We start from the raw sequence: 14,549 nt of genomic DNA on the forward strand, positions 1-14,549 counted from the left end.
AAGGCATGGCCGCCGATGAACATATGAAAACAGCCACAGATAAACACAGATGAACACGGATGCTAGATCAGTTTGCCGACCAAGGGCGACCTGCGTGTCGTTCAAGTTCGACAAGCTCCGTCCAACGATCCAGCGCGTGATCTGTGTTCATCCGTGTTCATCTGTGGCTGATTCATCTTTTGCTCTGGATCGACAAAGACTGCCCCGGAGTGGCGCCTTAGGAGGATCGAGCTTCCTTCATCGCCGCATCGATCCGCGCCGTCAGGTCGGCCGGCAGAGGCCCCGCCTCTGCCGCCGCGACACACTCGGCGAGCTCGGTGCGGTTCTTGACGCCCAGCACCAGCGTGTCGATGGCGAGCGCCAGCGCGTAGCGGTGGGCGACGACGGCCGGGTTCTCACCGAGCTCGGCGCAGATGCGGCGGAACGGTGCTGCCAAGGCGTAGTCGCGCACTTCCGGATGGTCGGCCGGCAAAGGTCGATCAATCGCGCTGGTCAAGGCGCCGGCCTGCACGGCGCGGATGCCCATCACGCCGATGCCATTGGCGCGCGCCGTCGCGATCACCTGGCGCGGCTTGGCCGGGCCGTCGAAGAACTTCAGGCCGCCGGGTGAGTCCAGCAGATTGGCGATGCATTGGACCGCGGCCGGCGCCGGCCGCTCGCCGAGCAGCCTGATGATGGTGTCGGGATGGCCGATGCCGGTCAGGCCCCAGGCGCCGATCAGGCCTTCGGCCACCAGACGCTCGAACACCGGGCGCACATGGTCGACGAACACGGCATAGGGCGTCATGCGGCTGGCCGCATCGGGACGACGGGCGAAGAAGGTCTCGTCGGGCACGACATTAGAATGGAGGAAGAACAGGTCGAGCCGCGACAGGCAGAGATGCTGCAGGCTCGTCTCGATCGAGCGACGCAGCAGCGACTCGATCTGGCCGGGCGGCGGATTGCCCAAGTTGCACTTGCTGGTGACGCGGACGCCCGCCGGCAGCTTGCCGCCAAAGGCCGCGCCCACCACCTGCTCCGCCTTGCCGTCGCCATAGCGCGGCGCGAGGTCGAGCAGGGTGATGCCGGCGTCGACGGCGGCATGCACCGTGGCGATGCACTCCTCGACGGTCGTCTCGCCCCACAGCATGCCGAGACCGCCGCCACCCAGGGTCAGGGTCGAGACGGGCGGCAGAGAACCGAACGCGTGCGTCTTCATGACGGAACCTCCTCGATGCTCAACGATCAGCGTCGATGGCGCGCCATTCCGCCGTCAGCTCATCGAGCTTCGCCTTCAGGTCGGCCGGCAACGCGCCGTTCTCTGCCGCCGCGAGACTGTCGGCGAGCTGCTCGGGGCGACTGGCGCCGACGATCGGCGCGGTGATCGCCGGATGCGACAGCACCCAGGCGACTGCCAAGGTTGCCAGGCTCATGCCGGCCTCGTTGGTTACCGCCCGCAGGCGCTCGATGGTGGCGAACTCGCGGTCGTGCCAGTAGCGCGCCTGGTAGCGCGCGCCGGCGCTGCCGAGCGTGAAGCGCGAGTCCGCCGGCGGTGGCGCCGACTGGTCGTGCTTGCCGGTGAGCAGGCCGCCGGCCAGCGGATTGTATGGGATGACGGCGATCCCTTCCTCCTGGCACAGCACCAGCAGCTCGCGCTCGAAGGGACGGAACAGCAGGTTGTAGCGCGGCTGCACCGAATCGACGCGCACCGTGCCCTTGACCTCGCTGCGGCCGAGGGCGCGCGCCACCTTGTAGGCCGGCCAGTTGGAGACGCCGACATAGCGCGCCTTGCCGTGACGGACCACGGTGTCGAGGGCATCGAGCGCCTCGTCGATCGGCGTCTGCGGATCGAAGCTATGGAGCTGGTAGATGTCGATGTAGTCGGTGCGCAGGCGGCGCAACGAGCCTTCGATGGCGTCGAGGATGTGCTTGCGCGACATCCCGCGGTCCCACGGCTTGGGGCCCATCTGGCCGACGCACTTGGTGGCAATGACGACTTGATGACGCTTGCCCTCGAGCCAGGCGCCGACGATCTCCTCGGTGCGCCCGGCCGTCGCCCGCCCGCCGCCCAGCGGATAGACGTCCGCGGTATCGAAGAAATCGATGCCGCCCTCGGCCGCCTTGTCCATGATGGCGTTGCTGCGCGGCTGGTCGCACTGCAGGCCGAAGGTCATGGTGCCGAGGCAAAGCCGGGAGACGCTGAGCCCGGTCCTGCCGAATCTCGTATACTGCATCGCTTGCTCCCCCAATTCTCCGTTATGTTCGATGGACTATAGCGCATCGGCGCGGTCCCTCGACGGCGCGAACCCTAGCAGAGGAATTGCCCGATGAGTGTTCATCCTGCTCTTGCCACCGGGCGCGTCGCGGTCGTGACCGGCGCGGCAAGTGGAATCGGCCTGGCGGCGGCCCGCCGCTTCGCGACGCACGGCATGAAGGTCTGCCTGGCCGACCTCTCGGCCGACGCGCTGATCGAGGCGGCGGCGGCAGTGGCGGCCGTGGCGCCGGCAGGGGCGGCGTCGGTGCTCACCGTGCCGACCGACGTCAGCCGGCTCGACAGCGTGCAGGCGCTCAAGGACACGGTTTACGCCGCGTTCGGCGAGGTGGCGGTGCTGATGAACAATGCCGGCACGGCGCCGGGTGGCGGACCATGGGACCATATCGAGCGCTGGCGGCGTGTGCTCGAGGTCAATCTGTGGGGCGTGATCCACGGCGTGCAGACCTTCGCCCCGGCCATGCTCGCCCAGGGCACGGCCGGCGCCATCGTCAACACGGGATCCAAGCAGGGCATCACCTGCCCGCCCGGCGACACCGCCTACAACGTCAGCAAGGCCGGCGTGAAGGTGCTGACCGAGGCGCTGGCCCACAGCCTGCGCAACGAGGCGGGCGCCCACATCACCGCCCATCTGCTGATCCCGGGCTCGACCTTCACCGGCATGACGAGCCGCGGCCGCACCGAGAAGCCGCCGGGCGCCTGGACGCCCGACCAGGTCATCGACATGCTGGTCGAGGCGATGAATGCTGGCGATTTCTACGTGCTCTGCCCCGACAACGAAGTGACGCGCGAGATCGACGAGCGGCGCATCCAGTGGGCAGCCGGCGACATCACCGAGAACCGGCCCGCCCTGTCGCGCTGGCACCCCGACTACAAGACGGCGTTCGAGCAATTCCTGCACGCGGAGAAATGACCATGCCTCGCCTGCCCTTCCTCATCGCCGGCGCCCTGGTGCTGGCGGCGGCTGCCCTGCATTTCGGCCTGACACCGTCGGCCGCCGAGTCGGCGCGGGTGATCCCGCCGCCGACACAGGACGACTCTGCCGCGCCGGAAACGTCAGCGACGATCGTGCTGGCGGGTGGCTGCTTCTGGGGTGTGCAGGGCGTCTACCAGCACGTCCAGGGAGTCACGAGCGCGGTGTCGGGCTATGCGGGCGGGGCCAAGGAAACCGCCAGCTACGACAAGGTGACCAGCGGCCGCACCGGCCATGCCGAAGCGGTCCGTATCGTCTACGACCCGCGCAAGGTGACTTTGGGCCAACTGCTGCAGATCTATTTCTCCGCCGCGCACGATCCGACCCAGCTCAACCGGCAGGGCCCCGATGTCGGCACGCAGTATCGCTCGACGATCTTCCCGACGACCGAGCGGCAGGCGACCTTGGCCAAGGCCTACATCCTGCAGCTCGATCAGGCGAAGGCTTTTCCGGCGAAGATCGTGACCACGATCGAGCCTGCGCAGACCTTCTATCCGGCCGAGGCCTACCATCAGGACTACATGACGCTGCACCCCCGGCAGCCCTACATCGTCATGCACGACCTTCCGAAGGTCGAGAGCCTGAAGCGGCTGTTCCCGACGTCGTGGCGCGCCGACCCGGTGCTGGTATCCAAAACCGGGATGTAGTCAGGGAAAGGATGGCGCGCGGGGTGGCCGCATCAAAGCGAAGCTCACCTGCACGAGGCCGGCGACGAGGCCCATGCCGACTCCCAGGCGCCAGGCGAGGTCGTAGGAGCCGAGCGTATCGAACAGCAGGCCGCCGCCGAAAGCGCCGAGGAAGCTGCCGAGCTGGTGGCTCATGAAGGCGACGCCCTGGATCATCGCCTGCCAGCGCAGTCCGAACATCTCGACCACCGAGCCCGCGACCAGCGGCCCGACGCCGAGCCACAGGAAGCCCATCAGCGAGGCGAAGACCAGCGTGGTAGCCGGCGTCGGCGGCAGCAGGAAGTAACAGGCGAGCACGATCGAGCGCGAGATGTAGATGCCGCCCAGCAGGGCAAGCTTCGACCAGCGGCCGCCCGCCCAGCCGAAGAACAACCCGCCGAACACGTTGAACAGGCCGATCGCGGCGAGCGCCTGGGCACTGAGCGTCGGATCGAGGCCGCAGATCGCGAGATACGACGGGAGGTGGGTGGTGATGAACAGGAGCTGCATGCCGCAGACGAAATAGGCGCCGGTCATGACCAGGAACGACGGATTGGCCAGGGCACGGGCAAGCGCGGTGCGCGGCGAGACATCTCCCAGCGCCGCGCCGGCAGTGGGGAGCGGCAGGCGGTCGACCCGGCCGGCCAGCCAGGCGGCCGGCAACATGCCCAGCGCCAGCACGAGAAAGCCCAGCACGCCGGCGCGCCAGCCGAGCTCGATGATCAACGCCTGGCCGAGCGGCGCCGACAGGAGCGCACCCAGCGAGCCGGTGGCGGTGATGACGCCGAGGATGAGGCTGCGCGAGCGGGCGGGCACGGCGCGCGAGCCGACCGCCAGCGCAATCGCAGAGGCCGTACAGGCAAGCGCTATCCCGATCAGCGCGCCGGCGCCCAGCATCACGCCGAGGAGGCCCTGCGCCGAGGCGAACACGGCGAGGCCGGCGAGATAGAGCACCGTTCCCGCCAGCATCACCGGGCGGAAACCCAGGCGAGAAGCCAGCAGGCCGGCGACCGGCTGCAGGAAGCCCCAGGCGAGGTTCTGCATCGACATCGCCAGCGCGAATTCCGAGATGGTGACGGCGATGTCGCGGGTGAGCGGCGGCATGACGAGGCCGAAGCTTTGACGCACGCCCATGCCGAGGCTCAGCATCACCGCCGCACCGAGCACGATCGCCAGGTTGGGCCGCAGGTCCTTGGCGATGCTCATCTCGGACGCTCCTCTTATGTACACAGATCTGTGTACCTAAATCACCGCTCGCCGGCCGGTCAACAACCAAGTAAACAGATCGGTGTAAAATGACCCGCGCTTCCGACAGGACAGAGATGCAGGAACGCATCCTCGAGACGGCCGACCGGCTGTTCTACGGGCAGGGCATCCGCGCGGTCGGCGTCGACACGATCGCGGCCGAGATCGGCATCAGCAAGCGCACGCTCTACAACTACTTTCCGTCGAAGGACGAGCTGATCGTCGCCTACCTGTCGCGACGCCTGCGGCCGGCGCCGCCGTCCGACCTGCCGCCGGTGCAGCAGATCCTCGGCGCTTTCGACCGGCTCGAGCGCACCTTTGCGAGCAGCGTCTTTCGCGGCTGTCCGTTCGTCAATGCCGTGGCCGAGCTCAAGGAACCGAACCACGCCGCCAACCGGATCGCCCTCGCCTTCAAGGAGCAGCGCCGACTCTGGTTCCGCGACCTGCTGCAACGTCTCGAGGTCGACGATGCCGACACCCTCGCGATGCAGCTCCAGATCCTGGTCGACGGCGCCATCGCCGCGGCGCTGGTTCGCGGAGATCCCAAAATCGCCGCCACCGCGCGCGCGGCCGCGGGCGTGCTGCTGGAGGCTGCAGGAGTGAAGCTGCCGGCGCGGCGGAGGGAAAAATGATCGTGAGCTCTCTCATGTCATCCTGAGCGCAGCGAAGGATCTCATCGCCAGGAGTTTCAAAGCACACTCGTGGCGACCGGCGATGAGGTCCTTCGCTGGCGACGCTTGCTACGCAAGCGCCTTGCTCAGGACGACCAAAGGCGCTCGGGCTCGCTAGGCCGGATTCGGCCGCAGCACCCGGTGCAAGTCCAGCACCGGCGGGTCCTGGCCGAGCTGCGAGAGCATCGTGTGGACCTGCGCGCGATGGTGGGTCTGGTGATTGAAGAAGTGCGGCAGGATCACCGACGCCGGGTCAGTCGTGTCGAAGCCGGAATTGTTGACGTAGCGAAGGTCGCGCTCGGCGAAGTCGGCCGGCAGCGCCACGAAGAACGCCTCGATGCGGCGGTCCATGGTCGCGCGGGCGGCGCGCAGGGCGTCGAACGCCTCGAACAGGATGGCGCCGAGATCGGTCGAGGGATGCGAGCCGCCTTCAAAGCGAGTCATCCAGATGCGGTCACCCAGCAGCAGGTGGTTGAGCGTTCCGTGCACGCTGCCGAAGAACGCCCCGAGGTCGCGCCGCCTCGCCTCGTCGGAGAGGGTGGCGCAGGCCTCGTAGAGCGTCTCGTTGGCCAGCCGGTTGTAGAGGGCGTACTGCGCCCAGATGCCTGACATCTGCCGAGCTTAGCCGCGTTTCAGCGGGCGGCGGCCGAAACCCACCGCGCCAGATCACGGACCAGGCTCACCACGACGGCGCCGCGCAGACGATGAGCCCGCACAGCATAGGCCCGGCGTTCGTTGGGTGTCGGATAGGGAACAGTGAACATGGGAAGTCCTCCAGAATTGGAGGTGACGTAATTACTCCTCGGTATTCATTTAATAGACGTCTCTTGACCATCACCTGTGACTATAATTCACTAATCCGGCAATGATCGATCATGCCAGCGAGATGGCCGCCTTCGTCCGGGTGGTCGATTCGAGGGGCTTTTCCGCCGCCTCGTCCAGCTTGGGCCTGACTCCATCGGCCGTCAGCAAGCTCGTCACCCGGCTCGAGACCCGGCTGGGGGTGCGCCTGCTGCAGCGCACCACCCGGGCCCTGCACCTCACCGCCGAAGGCGAAGTATTCCATGCCGCGGCGCGCCGCATCCTGGCTGAGATCGAGACATTGGAAAACCAGGTCTCCGGGCAAGGCAGCACGCCGCAGGGCCTGCTGCGGGTGACGACGTCGCTTGCCTTCTCGACCCATCAACTGACGCCGGTCCTGCCCGAGTTCCTGGCCCGCTACCCGCTGGTCCGCCTCGAATTGCTGCCGACCGATCGCATCGTCGACATGATCGAGGAAGGCATGGATGTCGCGCTGCGCATCGGGCGGCTGGCCGATACCAGCTTCATGGCGCGCAAGATCGGCGAGGACAGGCGCCTGATCTGCGCCGCGCCGTCCTACCTTGCGCGGCACGGCGCGCCCGGCCGGCCCGAGGATCTGGCGCGACACAACTGCATCCTGTCGCGCGAGCGGGGCGCGCTCAATCGCTGGCAGTTCCGCATCGACGGCGAGATCCTCACTATCGACGTCACTGGCCGCCTCGCCGTCGACGAAGGCGAGTTGCAGTTGCAGCTGGCGGTGCAGGGACTGGGCATCGTGCGCTTGACTCGCCTGACCGTCGCCCAGGCGGTTCGCAGCGGCGCGCTGGTGCCGTTGCTGGACGCCTTCTCGGCCGACGATCCCGTGGCCATCCATGCGGTCTATCCGCATCGCCGCCATCTCGCGCCGCGGGTCACGGCCTTCGTCAATTTCCTGATCGAGAAATTCACGCCGCCGCCCTGGGAGATTTGAGAGAGAATTGGGCTAGGATCGGTCAAACCGGCGAGCAGAGGGCGAGGGAGAGGCGGAATGGATCGCGAGACGGACATCTTCGTGCAGGCGTTCTGGGTAAGGTGCCGCGAGACGGTGCGCCCGGAGCTGGACCACGTGATCGACACGCTGAAGGGCGAGGGTCACGACGCGCATGTGGCGACCCAGGAATATTCCGATGTTCCGGACGAGCTGCCCGATGCCGGTCCCTCGCTCGTGCTCACCGTGCATCCCAACGGCTCATCCGCCGCGCGCACCCTGAAATTCCGCGGCGACGTCGGCGGCAAGGTGATCGAGGTCACGGCCTCACCGGGCGGGACCAATCGCTACGAGATGTCCGACCTCGAGCTGCCAATCGTCAAGCGCGAGGTGAAAGACTGGCTCGCCGAGATCCTGAAATCGTGAACGTATGGAGAAATAGCATGCCCGACGCCATCGACGACCTGTTCCGCCGCTTCGGCAAGGCCTTCAACAAGGCCGACGTCGAGGAGATTGCCGCCTGTGTCACCGACGATTTCGAATGGCGCCTCAACGCCGGCGGCTCGCCTTCCGGCACCGTGCTCAGGGGCAAGGAGGGCTTGCGCGCCCATTTCGCCGACAAGAGCAAGGCCCATCGCGAAGCGCGCTACTCCGAGGCACGCATCCATCGCGCCGGTGACAAGCTGTTCGGCACCTTCCGCGTCGCCGGCGTCGATCATGCCGGCAAGCCGTTCGACCGCTACGGCATCGACCTCTACGAGCTGAAGGACGGCAAGATCGCGCTCAAAGACAGCTACCTCAAGGTCGACTGAAGCATGACCAACGATACGGTACTTTGGGCAGTCGACCGGCGCGGCGTAGCGACGGTCACCTTGAACCGCCCGCAGGTCAACAATGCCTACAACGGCGATCTGATCGACGGCCTGCATGCGGCGATGGACGGGCTCGGCGGCACCGCCGGCTTGCGTATCGTCGTGCTGCGCGGCAATGGCCGGCATTTCCAGGCCGGCGCCGATCTCGCCTGGATCAGCGGCGTCGCCACGCAATCACCGGCCGAGAACGAAAGGGTGAGCCGGCGCACCGCCGAAGCGATCCGCCGACTCGACACCTGCCCGGTGCCGACGCTCGCCCTGATCCAGGGCGGCTGCTTCGGCGGCGGCACCGGCATCGCCGCGGCCTGCGACGTCGTGGTGGCCTCCCAGGATGCGATCTTCTCGATCAGCGAGACGCGTTGGGGCCTGATGGCCGGCATCATCCTGCCGCAGCTCTGCCAGGCGATGGGCCTGCGCCAGGTCCGGCGCTATGCCCTGACCGGCGAACGCTTCGGCGCCGACGAGGCGCGCCGGCTCGGCCTGGTGCACGAGGTCTGCCCGACCGGAGGGCTGGACGCCGCCGGCGACAAGATCATCGAGGCCGTGCTGATGAACGCACCGGTCGCCACCACCGCGACCAAGCTCCGCTCGCTCGCCGCCGCCCGCGCCTTCGTCGACGATGGCGACCTGCGCGACCTGATCGACGAGCACGCCCGCACACGGCAACAGGAGGAAGCCCGCGAGGGCCTGGCGAGCTTCAAGGAGAAGCGCAAGCCGGCGTGGTATCCGGGGTAAAGTTCATCATCTTCCTGGACCGCGGGCGTCTCGCCCGCGGTCCAGGAAGAGCTCATGAATCATGAGCGAGACCTTCGACAAGCTCAGGGCAGACGCTCGCGGTCCGGAAGACTCAAGAAGCGCCGCGCGCTGTCGATGCCTGCACAGGACGGCGTCGCCACCAGGCGCGACGCCAGCTCGACGATGCTCTCGACGGGCGCTGCGTTCATGGCGAGCGATTCTCCCCGGCGCCATCGCCGCTGAAGCGCAGATGATGGCCGTCGACGTCCTCGACATCCATGCCGCGCACGCCCCATGGAAAGTCAAAAGGTGGCCGGCGTATGAGCGCGCCGCTCGCCCGATAGTCGTCGTGGAGCGCATCGACGTCCTGCACGAAGATCGAAAGAGACGTCGGCCCCACCCATGCCTCCTGCGACAGGAAAATTTCCACGCCATCGCGCGAGACGCTGGCGAAGGTCGGCGGGTTGCCCCACTCGAACAATTTTTGAAAGCCGAGCTTGTCGACATAGTAGTCGAGCGAGGCCGTGATGCTGGCGACCCTCAACACCGGCACCAGCCGCTCGAAGCGGTTGGACCGACGCTTCGCTGGAGTGGCCCCCGCAGCAACCAGAATCTCGGCAATGGCGGACTCCGTTTCCGGTTTCACGAAGTCGATCGGCGCATAGTCGCGACTGTCGTGCGCGCGCGGATCGGCGCCGAGCTCAATCAGCAGCCGCACCATGCCCGGCTGGTTCTTGAGCACGGCGACGTGCAGCGCCGTGCGATGGTGGTCGAACCGGCTCATGCGCAGCGTGCCGAGCCGCGACGGGTCGTCGCGGACCAGCGCGCGCACCAGATCCTCGCGACCGAGCGCGACGCTGGAAAAGATCGTCGGCCTGGCGCCGCGCTCGAGCAGGAGCTCGGCAAAGGCGCAGTGAACCGTCCGAAAGCAGGTCGCCCAGCCGATCACGCCGAGGTCATGGGCGTCGCCCGACCCATCGATGTCGGCGCCCGCCGCCAGCAGCCGCTTGCCGATCTCGAGGTGGCCGCCCGCCGCGGCCCAGTGCAGGGCCGTGGCCTTGTCGGTGCGATCGCGCGTATCGACCGCGAAGCCCAGGCGCAGCAGCAGGTCGATGCAATCGAGATGGCCGCGCTCGGCGGCGAGGTGGAGCAGCGGCGCGTTCCACGGTCCGCCGGTCAGCGCGAGCTTGCGCGGATGCGCCGCGAGCAACCGCCCGAGTGCCGCTGCATCGCCGGCCAGCGCGGCGCCGACCACCTGGCCGTCGAGGCTGCGCGACTCGACATGGGTTTTCAGGGCACGCCAGCTCGCGAAGCCGTAGTCGCGGGCGATGTCCAGCTGTGCCTGATGCAGTCGCGCCGATAGATCCTGCGCGCGCAAATCGGCCAGGCGATCCTTGGCGGCCTTCTTGAGCCAATCGAGATTGGGTCTCTCGGGGAGAGTCTTCGCCATGACGTACCTTCTTCCTCTGCGCCCGGGGTCCGCGGTTCACGGGCAAGAAAGAAGGAACGACAACAGCGATCGTGCCAGGTGGGTTGGATCCTTTACGCGGACGGAAGGTCACCGTGTTGACCTTCGGCAAGGGTAGGAGCGCGGGGAAGTCGAGTCAAACGCGTTGCTGCAAGCGCGCTCGAAGAACGAATTCACCTTGCGCGGTCGTCCGAAGGGCCGCCATTCTGTCATCCTGAGCGCAGCGAAGGATCTCATCGCCGTTAGCACAGGCGTGCGCTGAACCTTCTGGCGATGAGATCCTTCGCTGCGCTCAGGATGACAAGGAAGATGCGCGTTCGGTCACTGCCGCGCTGTGACCTCCAGGCGTTCTTCCGCGTGAATGGCGCAGCGCTAGTCCAACCCCTCGAACAGGGTCGTCGACAGGTAGCGTTCGGCGAAGTCGGGGACGATCACCACCACACGCTTGCCGGGATTGGCCTTGCCGACCTCGATCGCTGCGGTGATCGCGGCGCCGCCGGAGATGCCGATCGGGATGCCTTCAAGCGTGGCCATGCTCTTGGCAGCCTCGAACGCCGACTTGTTGCTCACCTTGACGACCTCGTCGATCGCCTTGCGATCGAGGATGTCGGGAACGAAGCCGGCGCCGATGCCCTGGATGGGATGAGGCGTATGCTGGCCGCCCGACAGGACCGGGCTGGCCTCGGGCTCGACCGCGACCACCTTCAGCCCGGGCAGGCGCGGCTTCAGCGTCAGGCCGACGCCAGTGATGGTGCCGCCGGTGCCGACGCCGGCGACGAAGAAATCGAGCTTGCCGCCGGTGTCCTGCCAGATCTCCTCGGCGGTGGTGCGCACATGCACGGCAGGATTGGCCGGGTTCTGGAACTGCTGCGGCATGAAGCTGTCGGGCACCTCCTGCAGGAGCTCCTCGGCCTTGGCGATGGCGCCTTTCATGCCCTTCTCGCGCGGCGTCAGCTCCAGCCGCGCGCCGAGGAAGCGCAGCATCTTGCGGCGCTCGATCGACATCGAATCGGGCATGGTGAAGATCACCTTGTAGCCGCGCGCCGCCGCCACGAAAGCGAGGCCGATGCCGGTGTTGCCCGAGGTCGGCTCGATGATCGTGCTGACGCCGGGCTTCAGCTTTCCCGCCTTCTCGGCCGCCTCGATCATCGACACGCCGATGCGGTCCTTGACCGAGGACATCGGATTAAAGAACTCGAGCTTGGCCAGGATCTCGGCCGTCACGCCGGCCTGCTGCGGCAGTCGATTGAGCCGGACCAGCGGCGTCGCACCCATGGTCTCGGTGATGTCGCCGTAGATGCGGCCGCGAAACTCCGCCCCAGTCCCGGTCATGGCTCTACTCCGCTGCTGCGCGCCGGGCCGTCGCGTCCGGCTTCAGGCTGTAGGTCGTGAACTGACGATTGAGCGCCGGCATCGGGCAGGCCTCGAGATGACCCTCGCCCGGGCGCATCAGGATCATCGCCGTCGTCGCCACGGCAACGCCGCGCGTGTTGAGTCGCGGCGGCCGGCACACCGACCAGGGCGAGCCCCAGTCGTCGAAGAAGGCCTGGCGGAAATCGTCGAGCGAAAGCCTGCCGCGCTTGGGTCCGAGCTGCTCTCGCACGCGTCTGTCGCGATAGATTGAGCACGGCGTCTCGGCCAGCCCGGTATCCTTCACCCGGGCGCGGGCCGATGGTGCGATCCAGTGGTTGGCATGGACGTACAGGCCGTCCTCCGGCGCCAGCCAGAACGTCTCGTCGGGCGCGCATTCGAAGCCGAAGGCCTCGCCGTCGCAATGGCTCACCGCCATGTGGTTGGAGCCGAGCTTGGGCGTCGCCACGATGGTGTGGACTGCCTCGGCGAGACGCGCGCTCTCCAGCACCTTGCGCCGGACGAACGGCAGCGGAACGCCCGGGCCGCGCTGGTAATCGCGATCGCACTCCAGTGCATTGGCGGTGAGGCCGATGCCGGCCGAGTTGAGACCTGAACGGGCGAGCCCGCCCGCCTCGGTGAAGGTCAGGATGTCCGGCCCATCGTCGCGGCGGATGCACAGCACGACGCCGGTCTCGGCGCATTCGGCGCGCCAATCCCAGTTCTGGCCATGCAGCAACACGCCGTCTGCGCTGGCCGATGGCAGGGCGAGCGCGGCGGTACAGCCGTCGGGCAGCTGCCGCTCCTGCTGCTTGCGCGCCGCCACCACCATCTCGGTGCGGGCATTCATCAGGACGACGCCGGCGAACGGCTCGCCCGATCCCTCGGCAATCCCACGCATCTCCTCGACGTAGGCCGGATCGAATTTCTCGATCGCCGGCACCATCGCCTCGGCGCGGCGTTCGAGCTCGCGCCAGTCGACGCCGCTCTTCAGGAGCGACTCCGAGTACATCTTGATGCCGCGACGCAGGCGGTCGGCCGCCACCTGGCCATGGGTGCGGCCGCGCTCGCGCGGGCTGCCGGTGAGCTCGATCAGGGGAAACGGGGCGTAGGTGGTCATGGGTGTCCCAGCAAGGCCTGACGGAAACGATCCTTGAGATGCGCGCCATCCTGCGGCGGCATGACGAACTCGAGCTTCTCGACCATCACCTTGACGACGCGGAAGACCGGGCCCTTGGCGGTGCGCAGGTCCTTGACCAGCTGCGCGACCTCGCCTGCCTCGCGCACCGTGCCGGTGTCGGCGATGCCGCAGCCGCGTGCGACCATCGCCAGGTCGGTGCCGGCGCCCGACTCGGTCGGGCCGTTGTTGCGCGGGCTGGTGTGGGTCGCCTGGTTGCCGGTCTCGCCGAACTTCTCGTTGTCGAGCACGGCGATGGCGAGATTATCCGGCTGCTGGGTCGCCACGGTGGCGAGCGAGCCCAGGCTCATCAGCATGTCGCCATCGCCGGTGATGACCAGCACGCGCTTGGTGGGCTGCGCCAAGGCCAGACCGAGACCCATGCCGACCGGTGCCCCCATGCCGCCCCACATCGGCATGTTGAGCGGCCGGTCGCCGGCATTGGTGATGTCCCAGTTGGACGAGCCCAGCCCGCCGATCACCAGGAGATTGTCGTCGGCGCCGGCGAGGATCTGCTTCACCAGCGGACGCCGCTGCAGCGTTGCCTGGGCCATGTCACTTCTTTCCAAATGTCTTGATGCCAATGAGCTTCTGGCGCAGCAGCACCGCCACCGCCTGGCCGCCGTTGAAGGCGGCGCGCGTGGCTGCATCGACCGTCGCCCGCACATCCTCGGCCTTGTCGACCGAGTAGAGCAGCACGCCCATCGCCTCCAGCACCTTGGGCGTTCCCTGGCCCATCGGGTACTGCCACGAATTGAACTCGCCGTAGTCGCCGCGCATGGTGATCAGGGTCAGGAACGGAAAGCGCAGGGTCTTGGTGAGGCCCATCAGGTTGATCGTGTTGCCAACGCCCGAGCTCTGCATCAGCATCACCGACCGCTGCCCGCCCAGCCACGCGCCGGCGGCGAGAGCGATGCCCTCCTCCTCGGTGGTGAGCGGCACGGTGCGGATCGAGTTCGAGCGCTGGCAGTGCTCGATCAGCCGCGAATGGCCGGCATCCGGCACGTGATAGACCTGCCTGATGTCATGATTCTGCAGCACGTCGAAGATGTCGTCGCGCCAGTCGCCGTTTCCCAGGGCATCACTCGTCTCGGCGTTCATGTCACTCCCATCATCATGGCTACAGGACCGCAAGGAACACGATAGCGAGCCTCGGGCAAGGTCGGCTCCCCACTTAGTCTACATACTACTATGCAAGAACGCGGCTGCTCTCCGGAGATGGCCAGGTCACGATCTCACAGGTGCCAACTGTAGTCGAACCAGCAATATCCTCATCCTGAGGAGCGCCTTAGAGGCGCGTCTCGAAGGATGGGCCGCATGGGAACTCGCGAAATTTGCCGGTCCGAAGCACCCACGTGCTGCCCATCCTTCGAG

General features: G+C 67.2%; 18 protein-coding genes. 7 read left to right on the forward strand and 11 right to left on the reverse strand.

Annotation, left to right across the window (positions count from 1 at the left end; genetic code table 11):
- Positions 1 to 217: 217 nt before the first annotated feature.
- Positions 218 to 1,198 (reverse strand): aldo/keto reductase, encoded by a 981-nt coding sequence (locus ACILR9_RS06895; protein ID WP_395709168.1) that lies wholly within the window; start codon positions 1,196 to 1,198, stop codon positions 218 to 220.
- 19 nt (positions 1,199 to 1,217) lie between these two features.
- Positions 1,218 to 2,213, reverse strand: a complete 996-nt coding sequence (locus tag ACILR9_RS06900; RefSeq protein ID WP_395709169.1) for an aldo/keto reductase — start codon at positions 2,211 to 2,213, stop codon at positions 1,218 to 1,220.
- Between the two features lie 93 nt (positions 2,214 to 2,306).
- On the opposite strand from ACILR9_RS06900, the gene ACILR9_RS06905 reads away from it, so the two are divergent.
- Together ACILR9_RS06905 and msrA are read left to right on the forward strand one after the other, a co-directional pair.
- Positions 2,307 to 3,164: an SDR family NAD(P)-dependent oxidoreductase gene (locus ACILR9_RS06905; RefSeq protein WP_395709170.1), complete on the forward strand. Its 858-nt coding sequence runs from the start codon at positions 2,307 to 2,309 to the stop codon at positions 3,162 to 3,164.
- A gap of 2 nt (positions 3,165 to 3,166) precedes the next feature.
- Positions 3,167 to 3,871: a peptide-methionine (S)-S-oxide reductase MsrA gene (gene msrA, locus ACILR9_RS06910; protein ID WP_395709171.1), complete on the forward strand. Its 705-nt coding sequence runs from the start codon at positions 3,167 to 3,169 to the stop codon at positions 3,869 to 3,871.
- Here msrA and ACILR9_RS06915 read toward each other — a convergent pair whose 3' ends face one another.
- Positions 3,872 to 5,095, reverse strand: a complete 1,224-nt coding sequence (locus tag ACILR9_RS06915; protein ID WP_395709172.1) for an MFS transporter — start codon at positions 5,093 to 5,095, stop codon at positions 3,872 to 3,874.
- A gap of 89 nt (positions 5,096 to 5,184) precedes the next feature.
- On the opposite strand from ACILR9_RS06915, the gene ACILR9_RS06920 reads away from it, so the two are divergent.
- Positions 5,185 to 5,766 (forward strand): TetR/AcrR family transcriptional regulator, encoded by a 582-nt coding sequence (locus tag ACILR9_RS06920; protein ID WP_395709173.1) that lies wholly within the window; start codon positions 5,185 to 5,187, stop codon positions 5,764 to 5,766.
- Positions 5,767 to 5,919: 153 nt separating this feature from the next.
- Here the strand turns inward: ACILR9_RS06920 and ACILR9_RS06925 are convergent, their stop codons facing one another.
- Together ACILR9_RS06925 and ACILR9_RS06930 are read right to left on the reverse strand one after the other, a co-directional pair.
- Positions 5,920 to 6,417 (reverse strand): DinB family protein, encoded by a 498-nt coding sequence (locus tag ACILR9_RS06925; RefSeq protein ID WP_395709174.1) that lies wholly within the window; start codon positions 6,415 to 6,417, stop codon positions 5,920 to 5,922.
- Positions 6,418 to 6,437: 20 nt separating this feature from the next.
- Entirely contained in the window at positions 6,438 to 6,569 is a 132-nt protein-coding gene (locus ACILR9_RS06930) for a hypothetical protein (protein ID WP_395709175.1), read from the reverse strand.
- Between the two features lie 101 nt (positions 6,570 to 6,670).
- Between ACILR9_RS06930 and ACILR9_RS06935 the strand changes: the two genes are divergently transcribed.
- The 4 genes from ACILR9_RS06935 to ACILR9_RS06950 are packed head-to-tail and all read left to right on the forward strand — an operon-like array spanning position 6,671 to position 9,180.
- Entirely contained in the window at positions 6,671 to 7,576 is a 906-nt protein-coding gene (locus ACILR9_RS06935) for a LysR family transcriptional regulator (protein ID WP_395709176.1), read from the forward strand.
- Positions 7,577 to 7,633: 57 nt separating this feature from the next.
- A complete protein-coding gene (locus ACILR9_RS06940; protein ID WP_395709177.1) occupies positions 7,634 to 7,999 on the forward strand; it encodes a hypothetical protein in 366 nt (121 codons plus the stop codon).
- A 17-nt stretch (positions 8,000 to 8,016) separates the two neighbouring features.
- Positions 8,017 to 8,385, forward strand: a complete 369-nt coding sequence (locus tag ACILR9_RS06945) for a nuclear transport factor 2 family protein (RefSeq protein WP_395709178.1) — start codon at positions 8,017 to 8,019, stop codon at positions 8,383 to 8,385.
- 3 nt (positions 8,386 to 8,388) lie between these two features.
- Positions 8,389 to 9,180, forward strand: coding sequence for an enoyl-CoA hydratase-related protein (locus tag ACILR9_RS06950; RefSeq protein WP_395709179.1), 792 nt, complete (start codon positions 8,389 to 8,391; stop codon positions 9,178 to 9,180).
- 83 nt (positions 9,181 to 9,263) lie between these two features.
- On the opposite strand, the gene ACILR9_RS06955 is transcribed toward ACILR9_RS06950, so the two are convergent.
- The 6 genes from ACILR9_RS06955 to ACILR9_RS06980 all read right to left on the reverse strand — a co-directional run bounded on the left by ACILR9_RS06955 (position 9,264) and on the right by ACILR9_RS06980 (position 14,276).
- Positions 9,264 to 9,389, reverse strand: a complete 126-nt coding sequence (locus tag ACILR9_RS06955) for a hypothetical protein (RefSeq protein ID WP_395709180.1) — start codon at positions 9,387 to 9,389, stop codon at positions 9,264 to 9,266.
- Positions 9,386 to 10,630, reverse strand: a complete 1,245-nt coding sequence (locus ACILR9_RS06960; RefSeq protein ID WP_395709181.1) for a glyoxalase superfamily protein — start codon at positions 10,628 to 10,630, stop codon at positions 9,386 to 9,388. Before ACILR9_RS06960 ends, ACILR9_RS06955 begins: the two co-directional genes overlap by 4 nt.
- A gap of 390 nt (positions 10,631 to 11,020) precedes the next feature.
- On the reverse strand, positions 11,021 to 11,980 hold the full coding sequence (cysK, locus tag ACILR9_RS06965; RefSeq protein WP_395709182.1) for a cysteine synthase A: 960 nt from the start codon (positions 11,978 to 11,980) through the stop codon (positions 11,021 to 11,023).
- 4 nt (positions 11,981 to 11,984) lie between these two features.
- On the reverse strand, positions 11,985 to 13,118 hold the full coding sequence (locus ACILR9_RS06970) for a C45 family autoproteolytic acyltransferase/hydolase (RefSeq protein ID WP_395709183.1): 1,134 nt from the start codon (positions 13,116 to 13,118) through the stop codon (positions 11,985 to 11,987).
- Entirely contained in the window at positions 13,115 to 13,729 is a 615-nt protein-coding gene (locus ACILR9_RS06975) for a thiamine pyrophosphate-dependent enzyme (protein ID WP_395709184.1), read from the reverse strand. The genes ACILR9_RS06970 and ACILR9_RS06975 overlap by 4 nt, the downstream gene beginning before the upstream one ends.
- Position 13,730: 1 nt before the next feature.
- Positions 13,731 to 14,276 (reverse strand): thiamine pyrophosphate-binding protein, encoded by a 546-nt coding sequence (locus tag ACILR9_RS06980; RefSeq protein WP_395709185.1) that lies wholly within the window; start codon positions 14,274 to 14,276, stop codon positions 13,731 to 13,733.
- Positions 14,277 to 14,549: the final 273 nt, after the last annotated feature.

The organism is Reyranella sp., assembly GCF_044224635.1.
Taxonomy (GTDB): domain Bacteria; phylum Pseudomonadota; class Alphaproteobacteria; order Reyranellales; family Reyranellaceae; genus Reyranella.